A 26,596-nucleotide genomic window follows, 5' to 3' on the forward strand; every position below is an offset into this window, starting at 1 on the left:
TATGTGGGAGCGACAGCCTAAGTATTGTGATGCGAAATCAGTAGGGAATTTAAACACCACCCAAGGTATATCAACGTAGCCATTTACATACGAAGTCTACACAGAAATACCCTATTATTTTAAACTTCCTGCTGCGCCAAATCATCTGCTGAGCGCAGCAAATCAACCATGGCCCGATCGAACAATTGCGACTCTTCCAAAAAGCGTACTCGGTCGCGAGCAAACAAACGACGAAATGCGCGCAAGCTCAATACAGCAGGCTCGGCGTGATCGACAATGGTCAGCACAATCGCATTTTGATTTTCCTTCGTCCAACTCAATTGCGCCTGCTGCTGCGTGCCGCTGATATTGATTTCAACCGCTACGCCATTACCCAACTGCTCGAAAAAGGCAGGATTTTCGCTGGCTTCATAAGCCATTGCTTGCGTTGGCGAATCCAAACCCAACTCGGCCTCAATAATTTGATCAATTAAATTGAGTTTAATTTCCAGCGCGCCAATCGCCTCATCAATAAAGACCGGATTTAACGGTGCTTTGGCCTCGGCCTCACTCGCTTCCTCACTATAAGCAGCCGCCATAAATCCGCTAAATGCCTCATGAATCAAAGACAGCGGCGGCGGCGGCACATCCAATACGCCTGAGCCAGAGCGCATTGCCAAACGATGCGCATCGACCAAATGCGTACTAAGTTCAGCAACCTGCTCAGCGCGCCAACCCAAGGTGAGCACGCCCTCGCGCAAGGTCACGACCATACTCGGAATCAAACCCAGCAACAGTCGGCATTCTTCGCGATCTACTTTAGGGGCCAAACTCCAAATCAAATCAGGAACGACCAAACGATAGCGCTGCTCTTTAGCTGGGTTTTCACGCCCCGCCAATTCAATAGCTCGCGCCCAAGTGCCAATCAAAAAGTCCGATAGATAAGGCTCTATCGTATACGGCGACAGTGCGTCCGAAATCATCGCCGTGATTCGCGCAAAATGCAGCGTGCGTTGTTTAGCGTGATCGAGTACTTGTGCGGCGGTGCTGGCCATTTTCTCGCAGTGCGCCAATTCATTGGCGACCCAAGAATCTAGCTCGTCGAGCATTTGCGTGAACAAATCAAGGTTTTCAGTTTCGTCGGCCAAAATCACCGAAACAATGCGGCAAATCTCGGCATTGACGCGCTCAGCGCTTTCGCTATTCTGCTGCATACCCAGCGAAATCGAACCAATCCGATTCACTAACATCCGCGCAGGATGGTTCTTGCGAGCGAATAAATTGGGGTCTTGCAGCGCGATTTTCAGCACCAAAAATTGCAAACGCCCCAATTGTGCGCGTACTTCAGCCGGTACTTTGCCGTCGCGCAAAATAAACTCAAACAGCATAGCGACAACATCAATCGTCATCGATTCATCGGCATCAGCGGCGATGTCATTGAGCTGCTGGCGCTGCTCTAAAATCAAATTGCGAATTTTGCCATCACTACTCCACATCGCCTCAGTGGAGGGTGTGGCGACCTGAAGTAGGTTTTGCACCGAATGTGCTAACGGTACGCTAACGGCACGCAATGCGTGCGGCGCGGCCTCATCGGCAAACGGCGCATCGACAGCGCCCATTTGAGATAGGCCGTGCCCAGTGAAAAAGTGCTTCAGTGTTTGCCCGACATGCTGAACGTCTTTCAGCCAAGACGGCTTTGCTGCAGGAGCAGACGGACTAGATACCGATGCACTAGAAGCTTCATCAAGCGGAGTTAAAGCCTCTGCGCCCATCGATTGCACATAATTGAGTAACTGATCTTCAGAACGGCGAGGCAGCTCGGCCTTACTTACTGCTGCCGTATTCATCGCATAGCTTGATACTGGGTTGGGGCCAAAATGACGATCAGCACCGCTTGATAATGACTCATCCGCAACGGGTAAAGAGTCGGTTTCTGGCAAGGCACTCAGCCGAGATAAATCAGGTTGCTTGCGTACTTTTAATTGCAACTGCGCCGCAATGCCATTTTGCGCCAGCAAGATATTGAGCTCTTCATAAATCGGCGCGATATGCGGGCACATAGATTCGGTCATTTGCTCTAGCAAAGCCGGAATAAGCATCGTATCTCTTACAGTTTCTTCCAGCGCAGTCGCCAAAGCGCGTGAAATCACATAGGTGCGAAACGGATTCTCACGCTCTTTAATCACATCCTGCTCAAACAACAAAGCAATCCGGATATTTAAATCCCGCAGAGGCTCTTCTGCCTCTTGGCGAAACCGCACGGTAATTTGATCGATATGTAGCTCTTCTTCAAACGAAGCCGACTCAACCAAAGTCAGCCCGGCTGAGCCGATGCCATCAAAAAAGGACGGCCGAAAATTACTATACGCCGTTTGAAAACTACGATGAACGAGCTGCTCGAGAGTACGCACCAACTGCTGCTCCAGCACCGCAGTGTGCGACATAATAAATTGGCGTGATTCCAACAAAATCCGTTGCTCAACCATCGAAGCGGCGCGATCAGCTTTGACAAATAATTGCGCGATCGCCTGCTCTAGCACCAAAGCAATTCTTTGATTAAATGCGGCCAAAAATGCACTGCGCGTCGCAATTAATAAATCATTCCGATCCATCGTTCTTACTGCCATATAAAGCCCCATCCGATCTTGTTTTCGATGCCGCCAATCAGCAAGCATTAATTTTTCGCGCGAATACTAACACTGAATTCTTACAAATAAACGGCTATCAATCAGTATAGCGGTATGAACGGTCGGTATTACAAGTCATTCAATCGATTCAGATATTCTGCTGTCACAGTATGCAAGGCATTCGGTACAATCGAACCCTTGCATTGGCTTTTAGGAATCCCCCACGTGCTGCGTTTTTTTGAAAATCTAGTCCACCCTTACCCCAGCCAAAACGGGGAAAATCTACCCCGCCACTTCACGCAATTCATTTGGCGCTGCACCCAAGGCTTACGCCCGCTGATTTTTGGCATGATGCTGTGCACCGCAATTATTGGTTCATTCGAAGCCATTTTATACAGCCTATTAGGGCATCTGATTGACTGGCTCAGCCACATCGAACCCAGCCAACTTTGGCAACAAGAGAAACCTAGGCTGTATTTAATTGCTGGCGTACTTTTGTTTAGCCCGATTATCGTTGGCCTGCAAACGCTACTCAAACATCAGGCACTAGCGGGCAACTTCCCGATGCTTTTGCGCTGGAATTTTCACCGCCAAATGCTGGCTCAAAGCATGAGTTTTTATCAGGATGAATTTGCCGGTCGGGTTTCGGCCAAAGTCATGCAAACAGCGCTGGCGGTACGCGAAACGGTATTTATCGTCACCGACATTATGGTGTTCGTCGCGATTTATTTTTTCACGATGCTGGCGGTTGCCGGTAGCTTTGATCTGTGGCTGCTCGCACCATTGCTCGGCTGGATGCTGCTCTACATCTTGGCAATGTGTTATTTCGTGCCCCGTTTGGGCACTGCGGCAAAAAACCAAGCCGATGCGCGCTCGCTAATGACGGGTCGGATTACTGACGCTTATACCAATATCGCCACGGTCAAATTATTTTCGCACGGCCGCCGTGAGGCTGCTTTTGCACGTTCAGCGATGCAAGAATTCATGCACACGGTGAACGGGCAAATGCGCCTCGTTAGCCAATTTGAAGTCGTTAATCACTCACTCAGCGTTCTATTGATCTTGGCCAGCGCCGCCACGGCGCTGCATTTATGGAGTTTAGGTCAAATCACGGCAGGTGCAGTGGCGGCATCACTCGCGATGGCGCTGCGCTTAAACGGCATGTCGCAATGGATTATGTGGGAAGTTGCTGCGTTGTTTGAGCATATAGGTACGGTGCAAGACGGTATCAATACGCTGACCACACCACATCAAGTGCTCGATACGCCCAATGCGCCAGCCATCGAAGTTCCGCGCGGTGAAGTGCGCTTTGAACAGGTCGACTTTGGCTACGACAGCGAGCGTTTACTACTCGAAAACCTCTCACTACATATTCAAGCCGGTGAAAAAATCGGCCTTGTCGGACGCTCAGGTGCCGGCAAATCAACGATAGTGAATTTATTGCTGCGTTTTTACGATATTCAGCAGGGCCAAATTTTGATCGACGGGCAAAACATCGCCCACGTGCAGCAAGACAGCCTGCGCGCGCACATCGGCATGGTGACGCAAGACACGTCCTTGCTGCATCGCTCGGTGCGCGAAAATATTATGTACGGTCGCCCCGATGCCAGCGACGCAGACATGATCGCCGCAGCCAAACGCGCCGAAGCGCACGAATTCATTTTGAATTTAAGCGATCCTGCAGGCCGCACTGGCTACGACGCGCACGTTGGTGAGCGTGGCGTAAAACTCTCTGGCGGCCAGCGCCAACGGATTGCCATTGCGCGCGTGATGCTCAAAGACGCGCCGATTTTATTACTCGACGAAGCCACCAGCGCTCTCGATTCCGAAGTTGAAGCCGCCATCCAAACGAGCCTGTATCGCTTAATGGAAGGCAAAACCGTCGTCGCCATCGCTCACAGGCTTTCAACGATTGCGGCGATGGATAGGCTCATCGTGCTCGATCAAGGCCGAGTTGTTGAACAAGGCAATCACCAAGAGCTACTCGAACATGGCGGCCTCTATGCAAGGCTATGGTCACATCAAAGTGGCGGTTTCTTAGGAGAAGAAGACTAACAGCCGGATCACGAAAGGCACGAAGAAAAATCCAAGCGAACAATATCACCTCAATAAATTTGAGCTTAGCTTTCCTTCGTGCCCCAAGGGCATTGCCTGCTAGTCGCGTCTTTCGTTAACAAACACCTTTTCAATGAAAACTTTTTGGGATCTCTATGCTAGCCAACACCCCCAAACCACCCTATTACGCCGTGATTTTTACGTCGATTCGCACTGATGTCGACGAAGGCTATGGTGCGATGGCAGAAAGAATGATCGAACTCGCACAAACTCAGCCAGGATTTTTAGGGGCAGAATCCGCGCGCCAAGCGCTTGGCATTACCGTTTCTTACTGGCAAGATTTGGACGCAATCAAAAATTGGAAAGCGCATAGCGAACATTTAATGGCACAAAAAATGGGGCGAGATATTTGGTACCAAGCGTTTAAAGTTCGCATCAGCAAAGTAGAGCGCGACTACGGGTTTTGACGGGTATCTAACGCTAAGCTTTACTGATAAAAAGCGATATCAACATACCCACCGAGGAACCATGTCGCCTTTATTTCGTAAAATGGTATTTGCCATTCTCGCCCGCCCCAAATTGGCAACGGCTTTACTCAAAGTTGGTTTTAACTTATACCCTGCAATCCGTCGCACCGGTTGCCGCGTGAGCCAAATTTCTGCCGATTTACGCCAAATCACCGTCAAACTGCCACTCAATTGGAAAACTCGCAATCTGAATGGCAGTCTATTTGGCGGCAGCATGTTTGCGGCGACTGATCCGTTTTATATGTGCATGCTGTATTTTAATTTGGGCGACGATTATGTCGTTTGGGATAAAGGCGGCACGATCCATTTCAAACGCCCAGCGCTGGGCACGCTCACCGCGCAGTTCAATCTCGACGATGCCGAACTCACTGAAATCCACGAACTTTTGGCGATCACGCCAGAAATCACGCGCACTTATCCAGTACAACTGATTAACGCCAAAGGCGATGTGTGTGCCGAAGTCGAGCGGTTGGTCTATATCGCGCATCAATCAGTCTACGCCGAAAAACAAGCAAAACGTAAAGCGCAATTGAACACGCATTGACGCAAAACTGAAATCACGTGCAATAATTAATATCCACTTCAATGAATACCCACTTCTACAGCGAGGTCAGCACATGTTTGGTAAATTAGCAGCGGATGCATTAGGGCTCAGCGATATTGGTTCGGTCGTTAAACCCGCCGATTATGACAAAGTCGATAGCGATGATTATGTGTTTCACGAAGACAATGAAAAAATCTTTTTCCTGATTAAATCCAAAACGGACGAATACTGCTTTACCAATAAAGCGCTGATTCATTTGGATGGCACTAGCGCAATGAGCAAAAAACGCATGCTCTATCGCTACAGCTATCACGCCTACCCGATTACCGATGTGCATCTCGAAACCGCGGGCACTGTGGATATGGACGTGGAAATTAAATTTGTCTTTGGCAACAAAGCTTTTTCAATCGACGTGCATAAAAAGCATCTTGAAGAACTAAAAGACCTATACAAATCGCTGATGAAAATCGCCGAAACCATGCATGAAAATGAAGTCGCGCATGACAATGCTAAAGCGAGCCTACAACTCGCAGCGACAACGCTAGGCCGTGGTCAAGTCGGCGGCACGCCTGTCGTCGAAGCATTTAAAGAAATCAACCAAAGCGCGTTTAGCTGGCTCTCTGCCGCGCAGCAAAAATACGTGGTCAAAGATTTTGGCTTTGTATTTGAGCGCTATATCAATACCGGCACTGCCGAATAAGGCCAGCAAGCCGCCGAGTCTGGCGGCTTTTTTCTCTACAGGGTAAACATGCAAATTCGTCCAAGCCAAACTACTGATTGGCGTACTTTAAAAACAGTTCGACTTGCTGCATTGCAAGATAGCCCTCGCGCCTACGGCCAAAGCTACGTTGAAGCCGCAACACTCAACGACGAAGATTGGCAAGACCTTGCAACGCCAGGTCAAAACCCAGAGTTTACATTTGCATTTGATGGTGAAAATGTCGTCGGTTTAATCGGCTATGTCATTCCGAGCGCTGAATTTAATGTCATCGCAATGTGGGTCGCGCCGACGCATCGTCAACGCACAATTGGCACAAAATTACTTGCGGCACTAAAAAAACGCGCCCAAACACTCGGCCACAGCACAATGGCGCTCATGGTTTCGCCCGAGAATCATGCGGCGGTTCAACTTTACCGACAAAGTGGCTTTGAATTTATCAATCACCATGAAGCATTAACTAGCTTTCCCGAAGTACAAATACAGAAAATGACGCTCACACTCAACTAAATCACCAGCGCGTCATTAAAGCTCAGCATACTCATTCGCATTTCCAGCAGGTTTAGTTTATGCAATTGATTCGCTTACAAATCACCAACTTTCGCGGCATTAGCCAGATTGATTTATCGCTCGACCCGAGCGCGACAGCGCTGTTTGGCGAAAATAACTGGGGGAAAACCAGTTTAATTGGCGCGCTGTGTCGCTGCTTGTCTAGCCCTGCGCCGATTGAAACGCTGTTCAGCCATGATGATTTTCATCGCATCGCCAACTCACGCGCCAGCATTGCACGTCGCCTGAATATCACGCTATTTTTCAAAGCCGACGATGCCGAGGCACTCTCGTTTAGCGAACTGTGCTGGCCCGACAACAATGGCACGCCAATGCTCGCGCTGCGCTTTGCGGCCGAGCGCTTTGGGCATAGCGAAATCCGCGCGCGGCGTGTGTTTGTTGGCAGCGATGGTGCCGAGCTGGATCACGAACAAAGTGATGCGCTGGCAGTGCAATTGATTGAATTGCATCCCGTCTTGCGATTTCGCGATATGCAGCTGACCGATTGGCTGGAACATCCGCGGCTAGCCAGTCAGCCGCGCGCCGAAGAGCCCGATTTAACCGCTAGCGATGCAGTACGCGCCGTGTTTGAGCGAATTCTGACGCTACCGCATCAACTACACCCGCAAGAACTCAGCGCTGGTTTGGCGGCAATGCAATCGCTATTACAAGAACAAGCTCAATTTCTGCAAGGCAAAGAACCCACACAGCGTTTAGCCGAGCAAATCGCTGCAGCGCCGCTGAATTTTCGTAATGAAGACAGTCTGATCGACATTGCCAATCGCTCTGGCTCCAGTTTGCGACGAGTCACACTATTGATGCTGCTCGGTGCACTGTTGACCGCGCGTGGTGAAAATCCGATGCATGCCGATGCCGAGCCGATTTTGGTGATGGAAGACCCAGAAACGCATCTACACCCGATTCAACTCGCGATGATTTGGGGCTTAATCGAGCAACTCACGTTGCAAAAAATCATTACGACCAATAGCGGTGACCTGCTAGGCAGCTTTGCGCAAAGCGGGCTGCGCCGTCTGGTGCGTCGCCCAACTTATGTTCACGTGTATCAATTGGCCGAAAATGCACTGTCTTTATCCGATGCACGCAAAGTGGCGTTTCATGTGCGCAGTAATCGCGCCAGCAGTATGTTTGCTCGCGTTTGGTTGCTGGTCGAAGGCGAAACTGAATTTTGGCTCTTTCCTGAATTGGCGCGAATCGGCGGCGTTAATTTCCCACTCGAAGGCATACGCTGCGTTGAATTTGCGCAAGCTGGCCTCGCGCCTCTGATTAAATTTGCCGATCATCTCGGCATCCGCTGGCATGTGATTTGCGATGGCGATGACGCTGGTTTGAAATACCAAAAACGCGCGCAAAGCTTGCTACGTGATCGCGAGGAAGCGCGGCATATCACGATGCTCAACAAACGCGATATCGAGCATTACCTATGGGATAACGGCTTTGCCGACGCGTACCGCGATGCCGCCGCACCACGTGGCGTGATGAACGCGTATTATGTGGCGGCGCTGGCGCAGCAGCCTGAGCTGGATGATGAAGAAATCATCAATCGCGCACTGCGTTACCACAGCAAACCGGGCATGGCGCTCGAAATTGCCGAAGCCGCAGAAATCAAAGGCCGCAATGCAATCCCAGCCGAATTACAGGCGATGTTTCAAATATTGCAATCTTTAAGCGATGAATTAAATTAAGAGTATTGCTCTGTAGGATTTATTAGATAAGCGCTACATGGCAATACCCATCAATATTGGACACAGTATGGCGCAATTCACCCTTCTCATTATTGGCGACGAAATCCTCAGCGGCCGCCGCCAAGACCAACATTTCCCAGCGATTTTGCAACGCCTACAAGCGCGCGGCCACACTTTGCATTCTGTGCTGTATCTACCTGACGATAGCGCGGTGCTCGTTGAAACTTTCCAGCGCACACTCGCGCAAGGTGCGAATGTGATTAGCTGCGGCGGCATTGGCGCTACGCCTGATGATTACACTCGTGCCGCACTAGCGACTGCGCTGAACCTACCTTTGGTTCAACAAGCTGAAGCAGCAGCGATTATCGAGGCGCGCTTTGGCGAAAATGCATATCCACATCGAATCAAAATGGCAGAGTTTCCGCAAGGTGCAGCAATGATTCCCAATCCAGTCAATCAAGTTGCTGGCGGTTCAATCCAAAATCATTATTTGCTACCGGGATTTCCAAGCATGGCGTGGCCGATGGTGGAATGGCTGCTCGATCAATATTATGAACTGGGCACGCTGCCGACCAGCCGTAGCGTCACGGTGCTGAATGCCAAAGAAGGTGATTTGATTGATCTGATGCAAGAACTAGTGACCGCATGGCCAGCGCTGGTTTTTTCTAGCCTGCCTAGCTTTGGTAACGCGCATTGCGCTGAGCCGCATATTGAATTTAATGTCAAAGGCGACGCTGGCGACACGCAAACTGCAATTGATACGCTGAGCCAAAAATTAAGCGCAATGAATTACGCTTTATTTAACAAGCCAGACTAATTCATCCGCGCGCCTCTAGGCATTGAAAAACCTAGGGTTCGGTGCTTAATGCTTCGTCAGTAGCAGCGCCAATTCATCGATCATCTCGGCCCATTCTGAATCACCAGCCAACTCTTCGCCTAAAAATGCTGCTTGGCTGGGACTCCAGAATGACGCATCGGCAATCGCCACATCACTAGGCAACGCGTGCGCCGAGATAAACTTCTTAATGCTGCCCGTATCGCTCGCCAAACCTAGCTGAGAAAACAACACGCAAAGAGTATGTGGATTGGTATCCATGACGCGCTCCAAATCGCTAATATCTTTCGTCGTAAGTGAGTGGCGCGTTTAAAACAAGGCCTATCCTGCAAGATGCCGTCCCAATGGTCGAGTAGCTTAAATTTCGACCGTAAGCACAGTCAATCGCACGACTATAGGCATAGCGATTATGCTGCGCTTCCAATCGTCATGTAGTCGGATTTTATATGTTACAAAAAGAACACTCCCCGACAAAAATTCGTTATTTTTGGGCAGATCTATTACCCTCAAGCCTTGCTATTTATTCAAGCGCCAAGGGGAAATAACAATGAAAAGACTACTATTGCCATTACTCATCGCATCGGCTTTTGCCCAAGCCGAAACCGTCGTTATGGAAGACAATTTTGAGAAAGATCTAAGTCAGTGGATTGGTAAAGGCGGCGAAGAAACTTCGCCTATTTTTACGTCCATCGTGGCAGATCCACTCAATCCCGACAATAAAGTAGCGCGTTTTGATAAGCCGGTAAATATTGGCGATATTTTCAGCCGCACTAAATTCCCCGCAGGCAAATACAAAATCTCATTTGATTACCTTGGCATGTGCGGCAGCAATTGCGGCGCCACACTCGGGCTGGATGAAGACAGACCCGGCCGCAAAGAACAATGGCTGGCCAGCACCGCGACTGGTTTTCCTGAGCGCTTGAAAGACACCAAAAAATGGGAACATTACGAATTTGAATTTAAAGGCAAATTCGATTTCCATCTGAAATGGGAGCAATGGGATTCGGCCAAGGGCGAAGGTAAAGATGCGTATATCGACAATCTCAAACTGGTTAGCCTAGAAACGGCCAAGCCCGAAGATAAAAAAACCGCGATTGTCGTGCCGATTACGGCGGGCGTACCAGGACCTACCACACCGCAATCGGTGATGTATTTCACCGCTTGGGGCAAGCACAATGGCTTTAATGTCAAAAATCTAGATACCAGTGGTGCGGCAGGCAAATTCACCGTACTTGAATATGCATTTGGCAATGTAAAAGACAATCGCTGCGTGATTGGCGTCGATAAACAAGGCGAAGGCTCAGCGGGGGATGATTATTGGGATCCTGTTGCCGCTGAGGCAACACTAGATGGTTTAGAAGACAAAGGTGACAATGGCCTTTACGGGCATTGGAATCAACTTAAACAACTGAAAAAGAAAAACCCGAACCTCAAAGTGGTCATTAGTTTGGGCGGTTGGACTTGGTCTAAGTATTTCTCTGATGCCGCACTGCCAGCCAATCGTGTCGCTTTCGTTAAGTCGTGTGTCGATGCCTATATCAAAGGCAATGTGCCCAATAAAGAAGGCAAAGTCGTTCCTGGCCTTGCTGCCAGCGTTTTTGATGGTTTTGATATCGACTGGGAATACCCAGGCTCACCGGGCAATGACGGCAATATCGTTAGGGCTGAAGACACCCAAAACTACACCGCCTTGCTGGCCGAGTTCCGTAAGCAGTTGGATGCGATCAAACCAGGCATGTTATTAACGATTGCCGCACCCGCTTCGGTTTCAAAATCAGAAAAAATTGAGTTAGAAAAAGCAATTCCCTACCTCAATTGGATCAACCTGATGACCTACGACTTCACAGGCCCATGGTCTGCAACCACAGGCCACCATGCGATTTTATTCGGCGGCGCTAAAGATCGCGTTTCTGTCGACAGCACCGTAGAAGATTATCTCGCGCGTGGCGTACCTTCGAATAAATTGGTTCTTGGTGTACCGTTCTACGGCTATGGCTGGAAAGTCAATAGCTTAGAAAACAACGGCATGTACCAGCCTGTAATTGGAAAAGCCAAAGGGCCACTTGAGGAAGGCGTTGCGCCCTACTCTTACCTTAAAAACCTGCCAGGCACAGAGCATCGCGATGAAAAAACACGCGCATTCTGGAAAGTAAACGGCAAAGATGTTTGGGTTTACGACGACGTTCAATTATTGAAAGAGAAAATTGAATTCGCCAAAAAGAAAAAACTCGGCGGCATTATGGCTTGGGAGCTATCGCAAGATACACCTGACGCTGAGCTAGTGAACACCATTTACAAAAATTGGATTAAAAAGTAATCAGAAAAAATCCCAGCCATTTTCATGACTGGGATTTAAATCTAAATCATAAAAAAGGCTGAGCGAATCAGCCTTTTTTATTACCAAAATTAGAATCGACCCGATAAAGTCATCCCCAAAAACGGCATTGTTGAATAATTTTCTTTAGCCACTTCATGGCCTTGTTGGTTATTCATCACGAATTCACCATTCAATGCCGCACCTGCATACAGCTTTAAGCTGGCATCAGGTGTTAACGCATAATTGGCACTCATAAACACCGGCACAGTGTTAATTTCGAGCGAGCCATTTGCAGCAATCGCATTGTCTTTGGCTAAACGGGTATCGTAGCTACGGACGGCACCACCCACTGACAACTCCCATTTCGGAGTCGCTTGCCAGGCCAACTCTAAACCTGCGGGGCCAACGGGACCTGCCACGTACGGATTTTTCAATGTTAATGAATCGCTCACTTTCCAATTCACAATCAAGAATGCGAAAACTTTGTCTTCCTTTGCGCCCTGCCAAGCGCCCAAGCCCAAACCGAGCATCAAACTCGGTGAAACTTGATTAGCCACAAACGTCGTCACGCCGTAGTTGATACTTTCGCCGCGATCCGCACCATCTTCACCCGAATACTCAACACCAGGGCTCAAAGAATAAACCCAACCACTTGTCGTCGCGTAGCTGTATGGCAAACTCAATTGCATGCGGTATAAATCTTGCCAAGGCGTTTTACCGCCCCACGCTTTGGGCGCATCAAAACGCCATTGCTGCTGGCTACCACTCAAGCTCAAACCAAGTCGCTGATTTTTATCAATGGCTGTCGTCGCACTCAACGAGCCCATGAGCCACGTCGTTTTCACCTGCCCACCAGAATCCAAGTCCGTATTCGGCGCATACACCGGAGTAATACTGTAATTCCATGCCACATCACCGGCATGGGCAAATGTCGTTACGGCCAGCGCTGCGGCGCATAGCATTACTTTTTTCATCTCAACACTCCAAAAGGTGAACTCGCTGCGATTCTAAGGTGCAATACGATTGCCAAAGATTACATCACGCACATTACTGCACCACGATCAGATCAATATTTCTATGCAATTAAATTGCTGAGTTAAAAATACATGCCCAATGTATTAGCCTGCAGCAATTAGCAAGCAATGGCTACAAAGCAATACCCATTAAAGCCCTGATTGCAGGTCTTTAATCAAATCTCCGACGTATTCCAAACCCACTGAAATCCGCACCATGCCATCGGTAATCCCCGCCGCTGCGCGCGCTTCATTCGTTAAACGGCCGTGTGACGTGGTTGCTGGATGCGTAATTGTGGTGCGCGTGTCGCCCAAATTGGCAGTGCGGCTCATGAGTTGCACTTTATCAATCAGCGCCCATGCCGCCGTTTTGCCGCCTTCCAATTCAAACGACAACACGCCGCCCGCGCCCGTTTGCTGGCGCTGCGCGAGTTCATATTGCGGATGCGATTTGAGGCCGGGGTAATACACGCGAGTCACTTGCGGTTGTTGCTCTAGCCATTCGGCCAGTTTCAAGGCATTTTCACAATGCGCTTTCATGCGCAAACCCAAAGTTTCCAAACCCTTGAGCAAAACCCAAGCATTAAACGCCGATAAAGTCGGCCCAGCCGTGCGCAAGAACAAATAAATTGGCTCAATCAGCGCGTTATTCCCGACGACCGCCCCGCCCAAAACGCGGCCTTGGCCATCAATAAATTTGGTCGCCGAATGCACGACTAAATCCGCACCGAGTTTTAACGGTTGCTGTAAAGCCGGCGAGCAAAAGCAATTATCCACCGCCAAAATTGCACCATGACGATGGGCAATCTCAGCAATCGCCGCGATGTCGGCAATTTCGGTCAGTGGATTGTTGGGCGTTTCAAGGAAAAACAGCTTGGTTGACGGCTGCACCGCAGTTTCCCACGCCGACAAGTCAGTCTGCGCAGCATACGACACCGTAATGCCGAACTTACCTAGGTAGACGTTAAATAATTGAATCGTCGCGCCAAATAGGCCGCTAGACGCCACAATATGATCGCCTGATTTCAGATGCGCCATGCAGAGCGCCAAAATCGCGCTCATGCCCGAAGCGGTGGCGACAGCGCGCTCGCCACATTCTAGCGCGGCAAGGCGCTGCTCAAATGAGGCCACCGTTGGATTGGTAAAGCGCGAATAAATATAACCTGGAATTTGCCCGGTAAATTTAAGCTGCGCTTCTTCAGCCGAGCCGACCACAAAGCTAGAAGTCAAATGCAAAGCATCCGAATGCTCACCAAATTCAGAGCGCATCGTGCCGGCGCGAACCGCCAATGTTTCAGGATGAAGATCTTCTAAATTCAACATACTATTTCCTTTATTCAATAAAAACGGGAGCACGCGGCTCCCGTTTTGTTTGCGTTTCAGCTATTAAATCAAATTCTGCTCAGCTACGCCAATATTCAAATCCAAGATGCGGCTATCGCCCTCACCTTCGCTGGCTTTATTCGACAGCGGTGAAATCCGTTTGGCTTCCAACTCGTCTAAATACGCATCGGTAATGTCACCGGTGATGTATTTACCATCAAAGCAAGACGTTTCAAACGCAGTGATTTTGCCACCACTCGCATCGGTACAGGCTTGAATCAGCGCATCGAGTTCTTGGTAAATCACACCATCAGCACCAATCTCAATGGCGATTTGCTCGGCAGTACGGCCAGTGGCGATCAACTCGGCACGCGTCGGCATATCGATACCGTACACATGCGGAAACTTAACAGGTGGCGCAGCCGAGGCGAGATATACTTTTTTCGCACCCACGTCGCGTACCATTTGTACGATTTCTTTCGACGTTGTACCGCGCACAATCGAATCATCCACCAGCAATACGTTTTTGCCACGGAATTCAACGGCGATTGGATTGAGTTTTTGGCGAACTGATTTTTTGCGACTCGCTTGACCCGGCATAATGAAAGTGCGGCCGATATAGCGATTTTTCATAAAGCCTTCGCGATACGGCAGACCAAGTGCATCGGCCAATTGCAAAGCAGAATCACGGCTGGTATCTGGAATAGGGATTACAACGTCAATATCCAGCGCTGGCACCAGTTTGCGAACCTTATCCGCCAACTGTTCACCCATTTTCAAACGGGCTTCATGCACCGAAATACCATCAATCACGGTATCAGGACGCGCGAAATACACGTGCTCAAAAATACAGGGAACCAATTCAGGGCTGGCATGGCATTGACGACTAGAAAATTCGCCATCAAACGTCACATAAATTGCCTCACCCGGCGCAACGTCACGCATAAATTTAAAGCCGAGCACATCCAGCGCCACCGATTCGCTGGCAACGATGTATTCCATGCCTTCTGGCGTTTCGTGGCTACCGAGTGATAGCGGACGAATGCCGTGTGGATCACGGAAAGCCACCATACCAAAGCCAGCAATAATCGCCACAACCGCGTACGCGCCTTTCACTCGGCCATGCACGGCCGTGATTGCATCAAACACGGTATCGGCATCCAATTGCGGGCCAGTTACGCGGCGTGACAATTCATGCGCAAACACATTGCACAGCGCTTCGGAATCCGAATTGGTATTAATGTGCCGCAGATCAGTGCGGTACATATCTTCTTTGAGTTGCTTGTCGTTAGTCAGGTTGCCGTTATGCGCCAGAACAATCCCGAAAGGGCTATTTACATAAAACGGCTGCGCTTCAGCCAAGCTAGAAGCCGAGCCAGCAGTGGGGTAACGAACGTGACCGATACCCACATTGCCCATTAAAGAACGCATATTTCGTGTGCGAAACACATCACGAACGAGGCCTTGGCCTTTATGCATATGAAGCACTTGCTGTTCAGCAGTGACAATACCGGCGGCATCTTGCCCGCGGTGCTGCAAGACGAGCAAGCCGTCATACAACATCTGATTTACCGGAGTTTTAGCGACCACACCTACAATGCCACACATTGGTCAAGATTCCTTGCGTCTACAACATTTGAAAAAATTAATCGTAATTGATACGGCTAGGTCAGTCGTAATTAATGCGACTAGCAAAGGCTTCTGGCAGCCATGGTTTGGCTAAGAACGCACTTTGCTCAAATAAAGGGCTAAACATCGCATTTCGCCATTCTGGCTCTTTAGGTAGGCTAGTAAATCCGGCCAGCAATACCAAAGTGAGTATCAGCAAATATCCGCGAATCACCCCAAAGCCAGCGCCTAAAATTCGGTCTATCGGCTTAAAACCGGTCGCTTTAATAAATTGGTTCAGCGTAATTCTAAAGATGGCTGACAATAACCACACCATAAAAAACAGTGTAATAAAAGCGCCAAGATATCTTAATGCTTCAGTGGGAATACTCTCTGGCATCCACAAAGAAACTCTGGCGGCGTAATGCATCGCACACCAAAAAGCGAGGATCCAAGCGCAAAGCGCCAATACTTCCTGAGTTAAACCACGCATGACCGACAACATAATTGATAAGCCGACGATACCCAACGCGGCGTAATCAAAAGTGGTCATTGCGCCGCCTTAGCAATCAAAGTGCCCGAAACGCCAACATCTTGCATGACCTTAATCCATGCTTTGGCTTTTGCCTCATCATCGGTCGGACCAACGCGAACGCGAGTTAATTCACCCTTGCTGCTATTGATTTTCTCACTGGTCACCCGTACACCGGCATTTTTTAGCTTAGTGACCAGTTGAGTGGCTTTTTCAGCATCGGCGTAAGCGCCAACTTGAATGAAATAGGTTTTTTTGTCGGGACTCTCAGTAGCGGGAATGTGCTTGCCTTCCAAAATCGCAGCGGGGTTATTGGTGGGCTTCTTTTTCGGCTCAGTCGTTTTAACTGGGATTTTCTCAATCGGTTTCTTGCTCGGAATCGGTTTAATCAGTTCTGATTTTGGCGTCGCTACTGGCGCTTCGGTTTTTACCGGCGGCGCTGGCTGCTCAGTACTAATGACAACAGGTTCTGGCTGCACTTTTTCAGCTTGATGATTGACTAATTTACCCGGCAGAGCGACTGGTGCGACTTTTGAAGCCTCCACGGGAGGTAATGGGACAGCGGCAAGCTCTTGAGTCGCCGGTACTGAAGCTACGGCAGTACCATCTACAATCGAAGATAAAGCCGGAGCGCTGGAAATAATCTCAACTGAGTGATTGTCAACGAGATTTTTAGGCGGCTCGCCGTCTAAAACCGTCCACAAAAAAGTCAGCGCAAACACCACTAAAGTAATCGCACCAACAAGGCGGCGACGCGCGCGTTTTCTTAATTGCTGCAGTTCATCACTCACATTTGCCATACTTTTATTGCCCACGCGCTACCATGACTTCAGCCACAGTAAAGAAAGATCCAAAGACTAGGATTCTATCAGCTTCAAGCGCAGTGTTGCAGGCTGATTGATAGGCTTTTGCGACTGTTTCGTACTGTTCAATTCGCGCCTGCGGCGATATTTGCAAAATCATCTGCGCCAAACTCGCAGTCGTCGCAGCGCGAGGCAGTTGCGGTGCTGCCAAATGCCAAACATCAATGCGATCAGCCAGCAGGTTTACTACACCGACAATGTCTTTATCTTGCATCATACCGAACACCGCGTGCGTTTTCGGATGAAAGCCCATTCCATCTAAACTAGACTTTAGGACTAGCGCCGCATGGGGGTTATGCGCCACATCCATTACCACTGTTGGCCTACCCGGCAATACCTGGAAGCGCGCTGGCCATTCTACCTCTAGCAAACCACGCTTAATATCGCCCAAAGCGACGGGTAAAGACGCCTGGCATGCATCGAGAATCGCCAAGACCAAGCACGCGTTATTAAGCTGATACTTGCCGCGCAAAGCGGGCAATGGCAGCGCATGGCGACGAACGCCCGCTTTGTTCCACCATGACCACTGCAAGCCTTCGACTTGCATTTCAAAACCAAAATCGCGGCCAATTAATCGGAGGTCTGCGCCGATTGCTGCTGCGACATCCAGCAATGTCTGCGGCGGCTGAGGATCTGCGCATAGCGCAGGCTTGCCTGAGCGATAGACGCCCGCCTTTTCCAACGCAATTTTCTCACGGGTATCTCCTAGGTAGCTTTGATGGTCAATACCCACGCTCACAACGGCAGAGACAGTCGGCTCAAAAATATTTACGGCATCCAATCGGCCGCCTAGGCCAACTTCCATCACCGCGACATCAACACCTTGCACCACAAATTGATGCATTGCTGCCAGCGTACCAAACTCAAAGTAAGACAAGCTAATATCACCGCGCGCAGCTTCAATCGCCCGAAAACTCGCCACGATGCTCGCATCCGAAACCGGCGTGCCATGAATCGCAATCCGTTCGTTGTAATGCAATAAATGCGGTGATGTATACGTTCCGACTTTATAGCCTGCAGAGCGCAGGATCTGCGACAACATCGCGCAAACAGATCCCTTGCCATTCGTTCCGGCAATCGTTAACACAGGGCATACTGGCTGCAATTGCATCGCATCACGCACCGCGGTGACACGAGCCAAGCCCATATCAATCGCAATCGGGTGCAAAGACTCCAAATAGCTCAACCATTCAGGCAAGCTATCGGCATTAAATACTGACATTTAGTTAGCCGCAGGTTGGCGATTGAGCAAAGTAATCACATCAGCGAGGCGCTGACGCAATTCGCGGCGATCAACGATCATATCAATCGCACCTTTTTCTAGCAGAAATTCCGAACGCTGGAAGCCTTCAGGCAAGGTTTCACGTACAGTTTGCTCAATTACGCGAGGACCAGCAAAACCGATCAAAGCACCGGGTTCAGCCATCACTACGTCACCCAAGAAAGCGAATGATGCAGAAACGCCCCCCATTGTTGGATCAGTCAACAAGGAAATAAACGGCAGCTGCTTATCTGCGAGTTTGGTCAAAATGGCGCTAGTTTTAGCCATTTGCATTAACGAATTCAAACCTTCCTGCATCCGTGCGCCACCCGACGCCGACACGCAAATGAACGGCAGATCGTTTTCCAACGCAGTTTTTACGCCGCGAACAAAACGCTCACCCACGACCGAGCCCATTGAGCCGCCGATAAATTTAAACTCAAATGCAGCAACAACCACTGGCACGGTCAAAATCGAGCCTTGCATCACAACCAGTGCATCATCTTCGCCTGTTGCCGCTTGTGCAGCCGTCAAACGATCAGGGTAACGCTTGCCGTCTTTAAATTTCAAAATATCAACGGGTTTTACTTCAGCACCAATTTCAAAGCGCCCTTCCGTATCCAGTAATTGATTCAAACGCTCACGCGCTGGCACCGCATTGTGAAAGCTGCATTTTGGACAAACTTCGAGATTATTTTCCAAATCAGTACGGTACAAGACCGCGTTGCAGGCATTGCACTTACTCCACAAGCCTTCGGGCACCGCAGATTTACTCGCCGTTGTACGGCTTTGAATTTTAGGGGGTAATAGTTTTTGTAACCAACTCATTGCAAACTCCTTAAGCCTTTAAATACGGGCACTATCCATTGCTGCACGTACTTCAGCCAAAAACACACGCAAACGTTCTGCCAAGCCCGCTTCGCCCAATTCAACTTCTTGCACTAAACGTGAACCAATCACCACTGCATCGGCAATTTGCGCCACGGCTTTCGCTGTTGCGGCATCACGAATCCCGAAACCAACACCAATCGGAATCGATAAATATTGTTTTAATACATCCAGCTTCGCCTTCACATCGGCCACATCCAGATTTGCCGAACCGGTTACGCCTTTGAGCGAAACATAATACACATAGCCACTGGCCAGTTCTGCAACGGCTTTCACGCGAGATTCTGGCGTTGTGGGTGCCAATAAGAAAATCGGATCCAAGCCATGCGCTTTGAATACTTTGGCTGACTCTTCCGCTTCTTCAGGCGGCATATCGACGGTCAACACGCCATCAACGCCAGCCGCAATCGCAGATTTTGCAAATTCCTCGTAACCCATCGCTTCAACAGGATTGGCATAACCCATCAATACCACGGGCGTCGTTGGATTAGTCGTGCGAAATTCGGCCACCATCGCAAAGACACCACGCATCGTGACTTTATGCGCCAAAGCACGCTCTGAAGCACGCTGGATCACTGGGCCATCGGCCATCGGATCAGAAAACGGCACGCCCAGCTCAATCACATCTGCACCGCCTTGCACCAAGGCATGCATTAATTTGACTGTAATGCCTGGATGAGGATCGCCAGCGGTAATAAACGGAATCAAGGCTTGGCGATTTTGTGCTGCCAATTGCTGCATAACACTTTGAATACGAGACATAGGTATCTTTACCAGTACATTATTTAATCATGCTTAGCGGGATATACCCCGCCAAGTGCAAATTACAATTGAATACCGCTCATTTTGGCAATCGTCGGAATATCTTTATCGCCACGACCTGATAAGTTCACCAACAAAACTTCATCTTTACGCATGGTTTTGGCTATTTTCATTGCGTGTGCCAAAGCGTGACTGGATTCCAGCGCAGGAATAATCCCTTCATAACGGCATAAATCATGGAAAGCCGCCAAAGCTTCATCATCATTAATCGCGACGTATTCAGCGCGGCCGATGTCTTTGAGGAAGCTATGTTCAGGGCCAACACCTGGATAATCCAAGCCTGCTGAAATCGAATGGGTTTCGCTAATTTGACCATCACCATCTTGCATCAAATATGAGCGCTGGCCATGCAAGACGCCATTTTTAGCGTTTGAAGTCAACGGCGCGGCATGACGGCCGGTCTCAACGCCATCACCACCGGCTTCAACACCAATCAAGCGCACGCCAGCGACATCGATATACGGATGGAAAATACCAATCGCATTGCTGCCACCACCGACACAGGCAATCACCGCATCAGGCTGACGACCAATCATTTCTTGCATTTGCACTTTGCATTCTTCGCCAATAACGACTTGGAAATCACGCACCAGTTGTGGATAAGGATGCGGGCCTGCCGCAGTGCCGATAATGTAATACGTTGAATCGACATTGGTGACCCAATCACGCATCGCCTCATTCATCGCATCTTTCAGCGTTTTCGTGCCTGACTCAACCGCCACGACGGTCGCGCCCAATAATTTCATGCGGTACACATTTGGCGCTTGGCGTGCAACGTCTTCCGCACCCATATACACCACGCATTCCATGCCATAACGGGCAGCAACGGTGGCAGATGCAACACCGTGCTGACCTGCGCCGGTTTCAGCAATCACACGCTTTTTACCCATCCGGCGCGCCAACAAGGCTTGGCCGATGGTGTTGTTCACTTTATGTGCACCGGTGTGATTCAAATCTTCACGTTTTAAATAAATCTGCGCGCCACCCAAAGCGTCGGACAGGCGCTCAGCATGATAAATCGGGCTTGGACGACCAACATAATGCTTCAAGACATAGCGATATTCATCCATAAATGCAGGATCTTTTAGCGCTTTTTCAAACTCAATCCGTAGCTCTTCCAGCGCGGGCATCAAGGTTTCGGCAACATAAATGCCACCATGAACACCATAATGACCACGTACATCCGGCTGCTGATAAATTTCGCTCATGACTCTCTCACCTACGCACGTAAAGCAGATTAATTAAATAAGGGCACGAATAAACAATTCGACCTGATGCAAATCTTTAACGCCCTTGCTACTTTCTACCCCGCTAGATACATCAACAGCCCAAGGCTGGACGCGCTCTACTGCGGAAGCAACATTTTCTGGATGTAAACCGCCAGATAAAATCAAAGGCAGCGGCCACTCACTAGGGAGCACACTCCAATCAAACGACTCACCCGTTCCACCCGGCACGCCATCGACCCAAGCATCCAATAACAAACCGCGACATAAGGGTGAAACAAATCGCTGGGCGTATTCTAACAAATTTAAGTCAGGTTTTACCCTAAGCGCTTTGATAAAAGGTCGACCAAATTGACTGCAATAGGCTAAATCTTCGTCGCCGTGAAATTGCAGCAAGTCTAAAGGCACTTTAGCCAACACGGAGCTGACAACCTCCGCAGACTCATTCACAAAAAGACCAACCGACATCACAAAGGCAGGTAGCGCAGCGACAATTTCAGCCGCCACGTCAGCCGAAACATGACGCGGACTGGGCGGATAAAACACCAAACCAATCGCATCTGCACCTAATTTAGCCACTTGCAACGCCGTCGCCGCATCACGCAAACCGCAAATTTTTATACGTGTACGCATTTTCACCCTCTTAAATCAAGCCGTAGCGATACTCAGGCTCAGTCGGCAAGCCAAATTCTGCAGGGTAGGTAACGCCGGTCAAATAAAGGCCATCAGGCATAAATGTAGGCGGTGCCGTTTTACGATTTTTTTGCGCCAGAAGCCAAGCCATCCATTCCGGCGAATCTTTGCCTTTACCAATATGCAGCATCGCCCCCATCATATTGCGTACCATATGATGTAAGAACGCTGTTGCGGAGAAATCAAAGCAGAGCATATTGGCCTGTTCCGTAATCTGAATTCGCTGCAAATGCTTTACTGGTGACAATGCCTGACATTCAGCGGCACGAAAACTACTAAAATCATGCTCGCCGAGCAAAAACTGGGCTGAATCACGCATTGCATCGACGTTCACATCGTAGTGAACCCAGCCAACTCGCCCGGCTTGAAGGCTAGGTCGAACCGGATGACGCAGCAGCAAATAACGATAATGCCTTGCTGTTGCTACAAAGCGGGCATGAAAATGATTAGGTACTTCTTGCGCCCAAAGTACAGCAACGCCCGAGGGTAAAAAACTATTCACGCCTCTCACCCAAGCGGTAATAGGCCGATTTACATCGGTGTCAAAATGAATAATTTGTCGAATTGCATGCACACCCGCATCGGTTCGCCCTGCGGCGTGGACTCTTACTTGATGGCCAGCCATTCGCGCAATCGCACGTTCCAACTCACCTTGAACAGTTTGCATTTGTGGCTGAACTTGCCAGCCACTAAAATCGCGTCCGTCGTACTCAATCGCCAATGCGTATCGCTTTAATTCCAAAACCCAGCCACTCCCATAAAAATAGTCAGCAAGATAAGAGCGCATTGCCCTGCAAAAAACAACCTTTGATATTGATTTAAGGGGGTGTATTGCAATATATATTCAGTTTGAATTTGCGGCTGAGGCTGTAAAATCTTCCCCATTAAATCGCTAAAACTATGTTTTTCTTCAAGCAGCCCCTCCGCTTTTTCCAATGTTAAAGCAAAACGCAGCGCAAAGCGTGCTTGAGCATCATTAAAATACTGCAGAGGAGCGAGAAAAATATAAATCGATGTAAATATTTCAGGCCTTGTCATTTTCGTCAGCAAAATCTGCAAACTTGAAGTCACGATGACTAGCCGCATCACTTGCGCCAGACCCAGCCATAAACCGCTATCGGTCGGCGAAAACCAGCCCAACCACAAATACTGCCCAGGCACCGTCCAGCCATAAACAAGTAACACTGACAAAAGTAGCCATTTTAAGCGTGGTAAACCGCGTAGTAGTCGCTGCCGCGCCAAGCAAAACGCCAAACCCAAGAACAAAAACCCGAGCACAAAAAGAGAATGGCGCTCTAGCCATGGCAACAAAATAAGTAGCCACAACCAGAACGCCAAAAAATTAACTGCATGCAACTTAATACCGTACCGTCAACTTAAATCCAACATTACAAGTCGGCCAACAGCGTTTTAGCTAAATCCTGCTGAGCTGAATTACCTTCTTGAACCGCTTCTTGTAGAATCTCTCGTGCACCTTCAACGTCACCCATATCAATATAAGCACGCGCAAGATCAATTTTAGTTTGCACAGGATCATCGGCAGCAAAATCGAGCTCACTACCTGTTGCGGCGGCATCCAAGTCCAAACTAATATCATCGAGTGCCGCATGCATTGAACCTACAGCTGCGCCAGCCGCAGGCGCATCAATGACAGCCTCTTCATTCAAATCAAAATCAAAATCTAGGCCAATATCATCCAAATCAGAGGCGGTCTCACTCAGTTGAGTATCTAGACTTGCACCCAAGTCAGGCATATCTAACTCTGGCACACTCAACTCAGGCAGCTCCAAATCAGTGAGCGTAGAAGCCAATGAATCGGTAACTGCCTCAGCTGGCATAGAAATATCCAGATCTAAAGAATCGGCTAACGAATCGAATTCATCCATTTCGGCCGAAGCCAACTCAGGAGAAATACTTTGTACGGGGTTTAACGCCGCATCCAAATCAAAATCGGCCAAGGCATCCAAATCAGCAAGCTCAGCCAATTCATTTGCTGCAAAATCAGGTGCCGCACCTAGATCGATAGGTAGATCCAAAGCCATCATCTCATCAGTCGATGGATTGGCAACCAACGGCAAAGTTTGCTCTTCGATACCAAACTCAAGCTCAGTTGCAACCGAATCAAACGACAAATCAGCAAAATCACTCTCTGACAATGCCACCTCATCAAAACCCAAGCCATCATTCAGCTCAGCCACGACAGGTGCTTCAGCAGCAAGCAAGGGCTCGCTTTGCACGTGCGGTGAAGAATCTAAATCCAATTCAAAATCAAGATCATTGTCCATAGATTGCGACAAATCAGGCTCAGTCACATCTGAGATCATTGACTCAACAGCTAAAGCACCTGCACCAACAACGGCAGCACCGGCAAGGACTGTCGTATCAACCATACTGGCTTCTTGCGCTTGATACAGCGGATTTTCAGGATCGATAGCTCGGCCATTTTCAGCCGTATTATCCCAGTGGACCCCCTTTCCGCCTGTAATTGCAAACAAGGCTGAAGCATGTTCTTCAAACGAAATCTTATCTTTTCTGGCGCCGTAAATATCAAGCAATTTCAATCGAATTTCATGACGCGAAGGATCTTTGTGTAACGCATCCTTCAAGATTTCTTCCGCCTGCGCATCTCGACCGTAGGCCATATACACTTCAGCTTCAGCGATCGGATCTACCTCATCCGTATCAATCGTACCCAAACCTTGGCGGCTAAAATCAGTGAGGAATGAGTTTTCAGTCGATTGAGTACTGATTACCCCGCCGCCCGTACTGCCAAGCACGGTATTGGCCTTCAAATCACCGCCCGTAATAATACTGTCTTCAAATACACCGGGGCGCTGACGACGACGGGCATACCATAAGGCTCCAGCCCCGAGCAAAATTGCCAATGCGCCGCCACCCAGTGCCAATGGATTTGCAAACAAGCCTTCAATAAAACCAGCTTCTTCAGGAACTTCAGCAGCAACTTCAATCCGTTTTTTAGTTTTTACAGCCGGCGCCGCCGTTACGACCGCACTAGCAGCAACCTCACTCGCCTCTGCCTCAACAGGCAATGAGGCCGCAACAGGTGACGCAAACACTTCTGCAGACGAGGCCTTCACTGGCGCAGTCGCAGCAACGGCAGATGCTGGCGCGACTGACTTGGCTTTCATTGCCGCCAACTTTTCCATATCAGCAACATTTTTTTGCAACTCTGCAACACGCTGATTGGCCTCATTCAACGCTTTTTGGCGAGCTGCAACCTCTTCTTCTAAAGCCTGCAGCTTAGAGGAGTCGCCCGATTTTTTCGCTGCATCCGCCGCTTTAGATAATTTCAATACATCTTTATTTTTATCAACGGCAGATACGCCCTGATCTTCAACTTTTGCCGCAATTTTACCAGCAGCGGCTTGCTCGGTTAAATCACGAGCGGGTGCCTTGGCAGCAGCTTCGCCTAATTTATTACGATACTCACTCCAATTAGCCGATTGAACTTTTACTTCTTTCGCCGCTTCACTGCTACTAAGCTGCTGCATTTCCAAAGCAGTGTGTACGCGCAGAATCTTACCGCGCTTTAGGCGGTTCATATTGCCATCAAAGGCGTCTGGATTACTGCGATAAAGACTCACCAGCACCTGATCCAAGCTCACCCCATCAGGCTTGATTTTTTTTGCAACAGCAGACAGCGTGTCACCACCTTTCGTTACATACGAATCAGCATCCGGCGCCTCTTTGCTCGTGGCTTTAGCCTCTTTAGGTTGCGCCTCTTGTATCACCGCTGGTTTTGCAGGTTTAGTTGCGACGGGTTTAATCGTTCCACCAGTTCGAGTCCCTGGCAAAATACTAGGAGACAATTTCGTTGCCGTTGATGTCGATGCCGAAGGGGTGTAGCCCGCAGGATCAATCAGCGCGGTATATTCACGCTGAATACGTCCAGACGCCCAGTTAAGCTCAACCAGCAAATCTAAGTAGGGCTCCGCAATCGCCTGCGTGGAGCTCACCGCTACGTAATATTGCCCATTCCCGCGTTTTTCAATATTAAAGCGAAGACCTAAAGAGCTCGAAGGGTAAGTAATTTGCGCGGTTGAGAATGCTTCTGGCGGTGCCAAGCTCACAACGAGTGAATCAGACTCACCTGGCTGAACAGAGACGAGATCAATTTCTCCACGAAACGGCTGGCCCAAGCCTGACAAAACATTGAGGCGGCCTAAACCTGCTGCATTTGCAAACCAAGGTAACGCAGCCATCGTCACGGCCAATACGCATGTTTTAAATCGTGGCGTTTTAAGCACAAGCAATCTCCCAATCGCGGTCATACAATTTCGCTAAATTCATCACTAAGAATTTAAATTCGACTTTATTTCACCGAACCAATTCGCAAACTTTCGCACAAAGACAGCAAAACAAACAGCATGTTTATTTATGTCGATAAGCATTCAATAATTACCCGATAATACTAACAATTCAAACTAAAGCAGAATTTTATATTCGTTTTTATGCTTGAACGTAACAGAGATGCTACGTTTTTTCGAAATTC

Annotated in this window: 23 protein-coding genes; 8 read left to right on the forward strand and 15 right to left on the reverse strand. The window is 49.1% G+C overall.

The features are described 5' to 3' along the window. Nucleotides 1–119 precede the first annotated feature (119 nt). Nucleotides 120–2,606, reverse strand: coding sequence for a DUF1631 family protein (locus Q320_RS0101655; protein WP_169734419.1), 2,487 nt, complete (start codon nucleotides 2,604–2,606; stop codon nucleotides 120–122). A 225-nt stretch (nucleotides 2,607–2,831) separates the two neighbouring features. Between Q320_RS0101655 and Q320_RS0101660 the strand changes: the two genes are divergently transcribed. The 7 genes from Q320_RS0101660 to Q320_RS0101690 all read left to right on the forward strand — a co-directional run bounded on the left by Q320_RS0101660 (nucleotide 2,832) and on the right by Q320_RS0101690 (nucleotide 9,519). Continuing rightward, the gene (locus tag Q320_RS0101660) at nucleotides 2,832–4,661 is read left to right on the forward strand and encodes an ABC transporter ATP-binding protein (protein WP_027467557.1); all 1,830 of its coding nucleotides are present in this window, start codon (nucleotides 2,832–2,834) and stop codon (nucleotides 4,659–4,661) included. Between the two features lie 155 nt (nucleotides 4,662–4,816). Beyond that, nucleotides 4,817–5,128 (forward strand): antibiotic biosynthesis monooxygenase family protein, encoded by a 312-nt coding sequence (locus Q320_RS0101665; RefSeq protein ID WP_211251148.1) that lies wholly within the window; start codon nucleotides 4,817–4,819, stop codon nucleotides 5,126–5,128. A gap of 61 nt (nucleotides 5,129–5,189) precedes the next feature. Further along, nucleotides 5,190–5,732, forward strand: coding sequence for a DUF4442 domain-containing protein (locus Q320_RS18040; RefSeq protein WP_211251149.1), 543 nt, complete (start codon nucleotides 5,190–5,192; stop codon nucleotides 5,730–5,732). 73 nt (nucleotides 5,733–5,805) lie between these two features. Next, on the forward strand, nucleotides 5,806–6,432 hold the full coding sequence (locus tag Q320_RS0101675) for a PH domain-containing protein (RefSeq protein ID WP_027467559.1): 627 nt from the start codon (nucleotides 5,806–5,808) through the stop codon (nucleotides 6,430–6,432). A gap of 48 nt (nucleotides 6,433–6,480) precedes the next feature. Then, nucleotides 6,481–6,960, forward strand: a complete 480-nt coding sequence (locus Q320_RS0101680) for a GNAT family N-acetyltransferase (RefSeq protein WP_027467560.1) — start codon at nucleotides 6,481–6,483, stop codon at nucleotides 6,958–6,960. 59 nt (nucleotides 6,961–7,019) lie between these two features. After that, nucleotides 7,020–8,702, forward strand: a complete 1,683-nt coding sequence (locus Q320_RS0101685; protein ID WP_027467561.1) for a DUF2813 domain-containing protein — start codon at nucleotides 7,020–7,022, stop codon at nucleotides 8,700–8,702. 67 nt (nucleotides 8,703–8,769) lie between these two features. Then, nucleotides 8,770–9,519, forward strand: a complete 750-nt coding sequence (locus tag Q320_RS0101690) for a competence/damage-inducible protein A (protein ID WP_027467562.1) — start codon at nucleotides 8,770–8,772, stop codon at nucleotides 9,517–9,519. A gap of 45 nt (nucleotides 9,520–9,564) precedes the next feature. On the opposite strand, the gene Q320_RS0101695 is transcribed toward Q320_RS0101690, so the two are convergent. After that, a complete protein-coding gene (locus tag Q320_RS0101695; RefSeq protein ID WP_027467563.1) occupies nucleotides 9,565–9,798 on the reverse strand; it encodes a DUF2789 domain-containing protein in 234 nt (77 codons plus the stop codon). A 286-nt stretch (nucleotides 9,799–10,084) separates the two neighbouring features. On the opposite strand from Q320_RS0101695, the gene Q320_RS18045 reads away from it, so the two are divergent. Continuing rightward, nucleotides 10,085–11,854 carry a glycoside hydrolase family 18 protein gene (locus Q320_RS18045; protein WP_051534376.1) on the forward strand — a complete coding sequence of 590 codons (1,770 nt, stop codon included), beginning with the start codon at nucleotides 10,085–10,087 and terminating at the stop codon, nucleotides 11,852–11,854. An 89-nt stretch (nucleotides 11,855–11,943) separates the two neighbouring features. Here Q320_RS18045 and Q320_RS0101705 read toward each other — a convergent pair whose 3' ends face one another. The 13 genes from Q320_RS0101705 to Q320_RS20525 all read right to left on the reverse strand — a co-directional run bounded on the left by Q320_RS0101705 (nucleotide 11,944) and on the right by Q320_RS20525 (nucleotide 26,351). Next, the gene (locus Q320_RS0101705) at nucleotides 11,944–12,828 is read right to left on the reverse strand and encodes a porin family protein (RefSeq protein WP_027467564.1); all 885 of its coding nucleotides are present in this window, start codon (nucleotides 12,826–12,828) and stop codon (nucleotides 11,944–11,946) included. A 189-nt stretch (nucleotides 12,829–13,017) separates the two neighbouring features. Beyond that, on the reverse strand, nucleotides 13,018–14,190 hold the full coding sequence (locus tag Q320_RS0101710) for an O-succinylhomoserine sulfhydrylase (protein WP_027467565.1): 1,173 nt from the start codon (nucleotides 14,188–14,190) through the stop codon (nucleotides 13,018–13,020). A 63-nt stretch (nucleotides 14,191–14,253) separates the two neighbouring features. After that, nucleotides 14,254–15,798, reverse strand: coding sequence for an amidophosphoribosyltransferase (purF, locus tag Q320_RS0101715; protein ID WP_027467566.1), 1,545 nt, complete (start codon nucleotides 15,796–15,798; stop codon nucleotides 14,254–14,256). Between the two features lie 61 nt (nucleotides 15,799–15,859). Further along, complete coding sequence (locus Q320_RS0101720; RefSeq protein ID WP_027467567.1) at nucleotides 15,860–16,351, reverse strand: CvpA family protein; 492 nt, start codon at nucleotides 16,349–16,351, stop codon at nucleotides 15,860–15,862. Then, on the reverse strand, nucleotides 16,348–17,130 hold the full coding sequence (locus Q320_RS0101725; RefSeq protein WP_156938947.1) for an SPOR domain-containing protein: 783 nt from the start codon (nucleotides 17,128–17,130) through the stop codon (nucleotides 16,348–16,350). Before Q320_RS0101725 ends, Q320_RS0101720 begins: the two co-directional genes overlap by 4 nt. Nucleotides 17,131–17,134: 4 nt before the next feature. Further along, a complete protein-coding gene (gene folC / locus Q320_RS0101730; protein WP_027467569.1) occupies nucleotides 17,135–18,415 on the reverse strand; it encodes a bifunctional tetrahydrofolate synthase/dihydrofolate synthase in 1,281 nt (426 codons plus the stop codon). Beyond that, the gene (gene accD / locus Q320_RS0101735; protein ID WP_027467570.1) at nucleotides 18,416–19,282 is read right to left on the reverse strand and encodes an acetyl-CoA carboxylase, carboxyltransferase subunit beta; all 867 of its coding nucleotides are present in this window, start codon (nucleotides 19,280–19,282) and stop codon (nucleotides 18,416–18,418) included. Nucleotides 19,283–19,300: 18 nt separating this feature from the next. Continuing rightward, nucleotides 19,301–20,104: a tryptophan synthase subunit alpha gene (trpA, locus tag Q320_RS0101740; RefSeq protein WP_027467571.1), complete on the reverse strand. Its 804-nt coding sequence runs from the start codon at nucleotides 20,102–20,104 to the stop codon at nucleotides 19,301–19,303. A 62-nt stretch (nucleotides 20,105–20,166) separates the two neighbouring features. Next, nucleotides 20,167–21,372, reverse strand: coding sequence for a tryptophan synthase subunit beta (gene trpB, locus Q320_RS0101745; protein ID WP_027467572.1), 1,206 nt, complete (start codon nucleotides 21,370–21,372; stop codon nucleotides 20,167–20,169). A 33-nt stretch (nucleotides 21,373–21,405) separates the two neighbouring features. Next, nucleotides 21,406–22,023: a phosphoribosylanthranilate isomerase gene (locus Q320_RS0101750; protein WP_035851667.1), complete on the reverse strand. Its 618-nt coding sequence runs from the start codon at nucleotides 22,021–22,023 to the stop codon at nucleotides 21,406–21,408. 10 nt (nucleotides 22,024–22,033) lie between these two features. Continuing rightward, nucleotides 22,034–22,870, reverse strand: a complete 837-nt coding sequence (gene truA / locus Q320_RS0101755; protein WP_051534377.1) for a tRNA pseudouridine(38-40) synthase TruA — start codon at nucleotides 22,868–22,870, stop codon at nucleotides 22,034–22,036. Beyond that, a complete protein-coding gene (locus Q320_RS20520; protein WP_169734420.1) occupies nucleotides 22,816–23,268 on the reverse strand; it encodes a hypothetical protein in 453 nt (150 codons plus the stop codon). The genes truA and Q320_RS20520 overlap by 55 nt, the downstream gene beginning before the upstream one ends. A gap of 203 nt (nucleotides 23,269–23,471) precedes the next feature. Continuing rightward, on the reverse strand, nucleotides 23,472–26,351 hold the full coding sequence (locus tag Q320_RS20525; protein ID WP_169734421.1) for a motility hub landmark protein FimV: 2,880 nt from the start codon (nucleotides 26,349–26,351) through the stop codon (nucleotides 23,472–23,474). Between the last annotated feature and the right edge of the window lie 245 nt (nucleotides 26,352–26,596).

The organism is Deefgea rivuli DSM 18356, from assembly GCF_000620145.1.
Taxonomy (GTDB): domain Bacteria; phylum Pseudomonadota; class Gammaproteobacteria; order Burkholderiales; family Chitinibacteraceae; genus Deefgea; species Deefgea rivuli.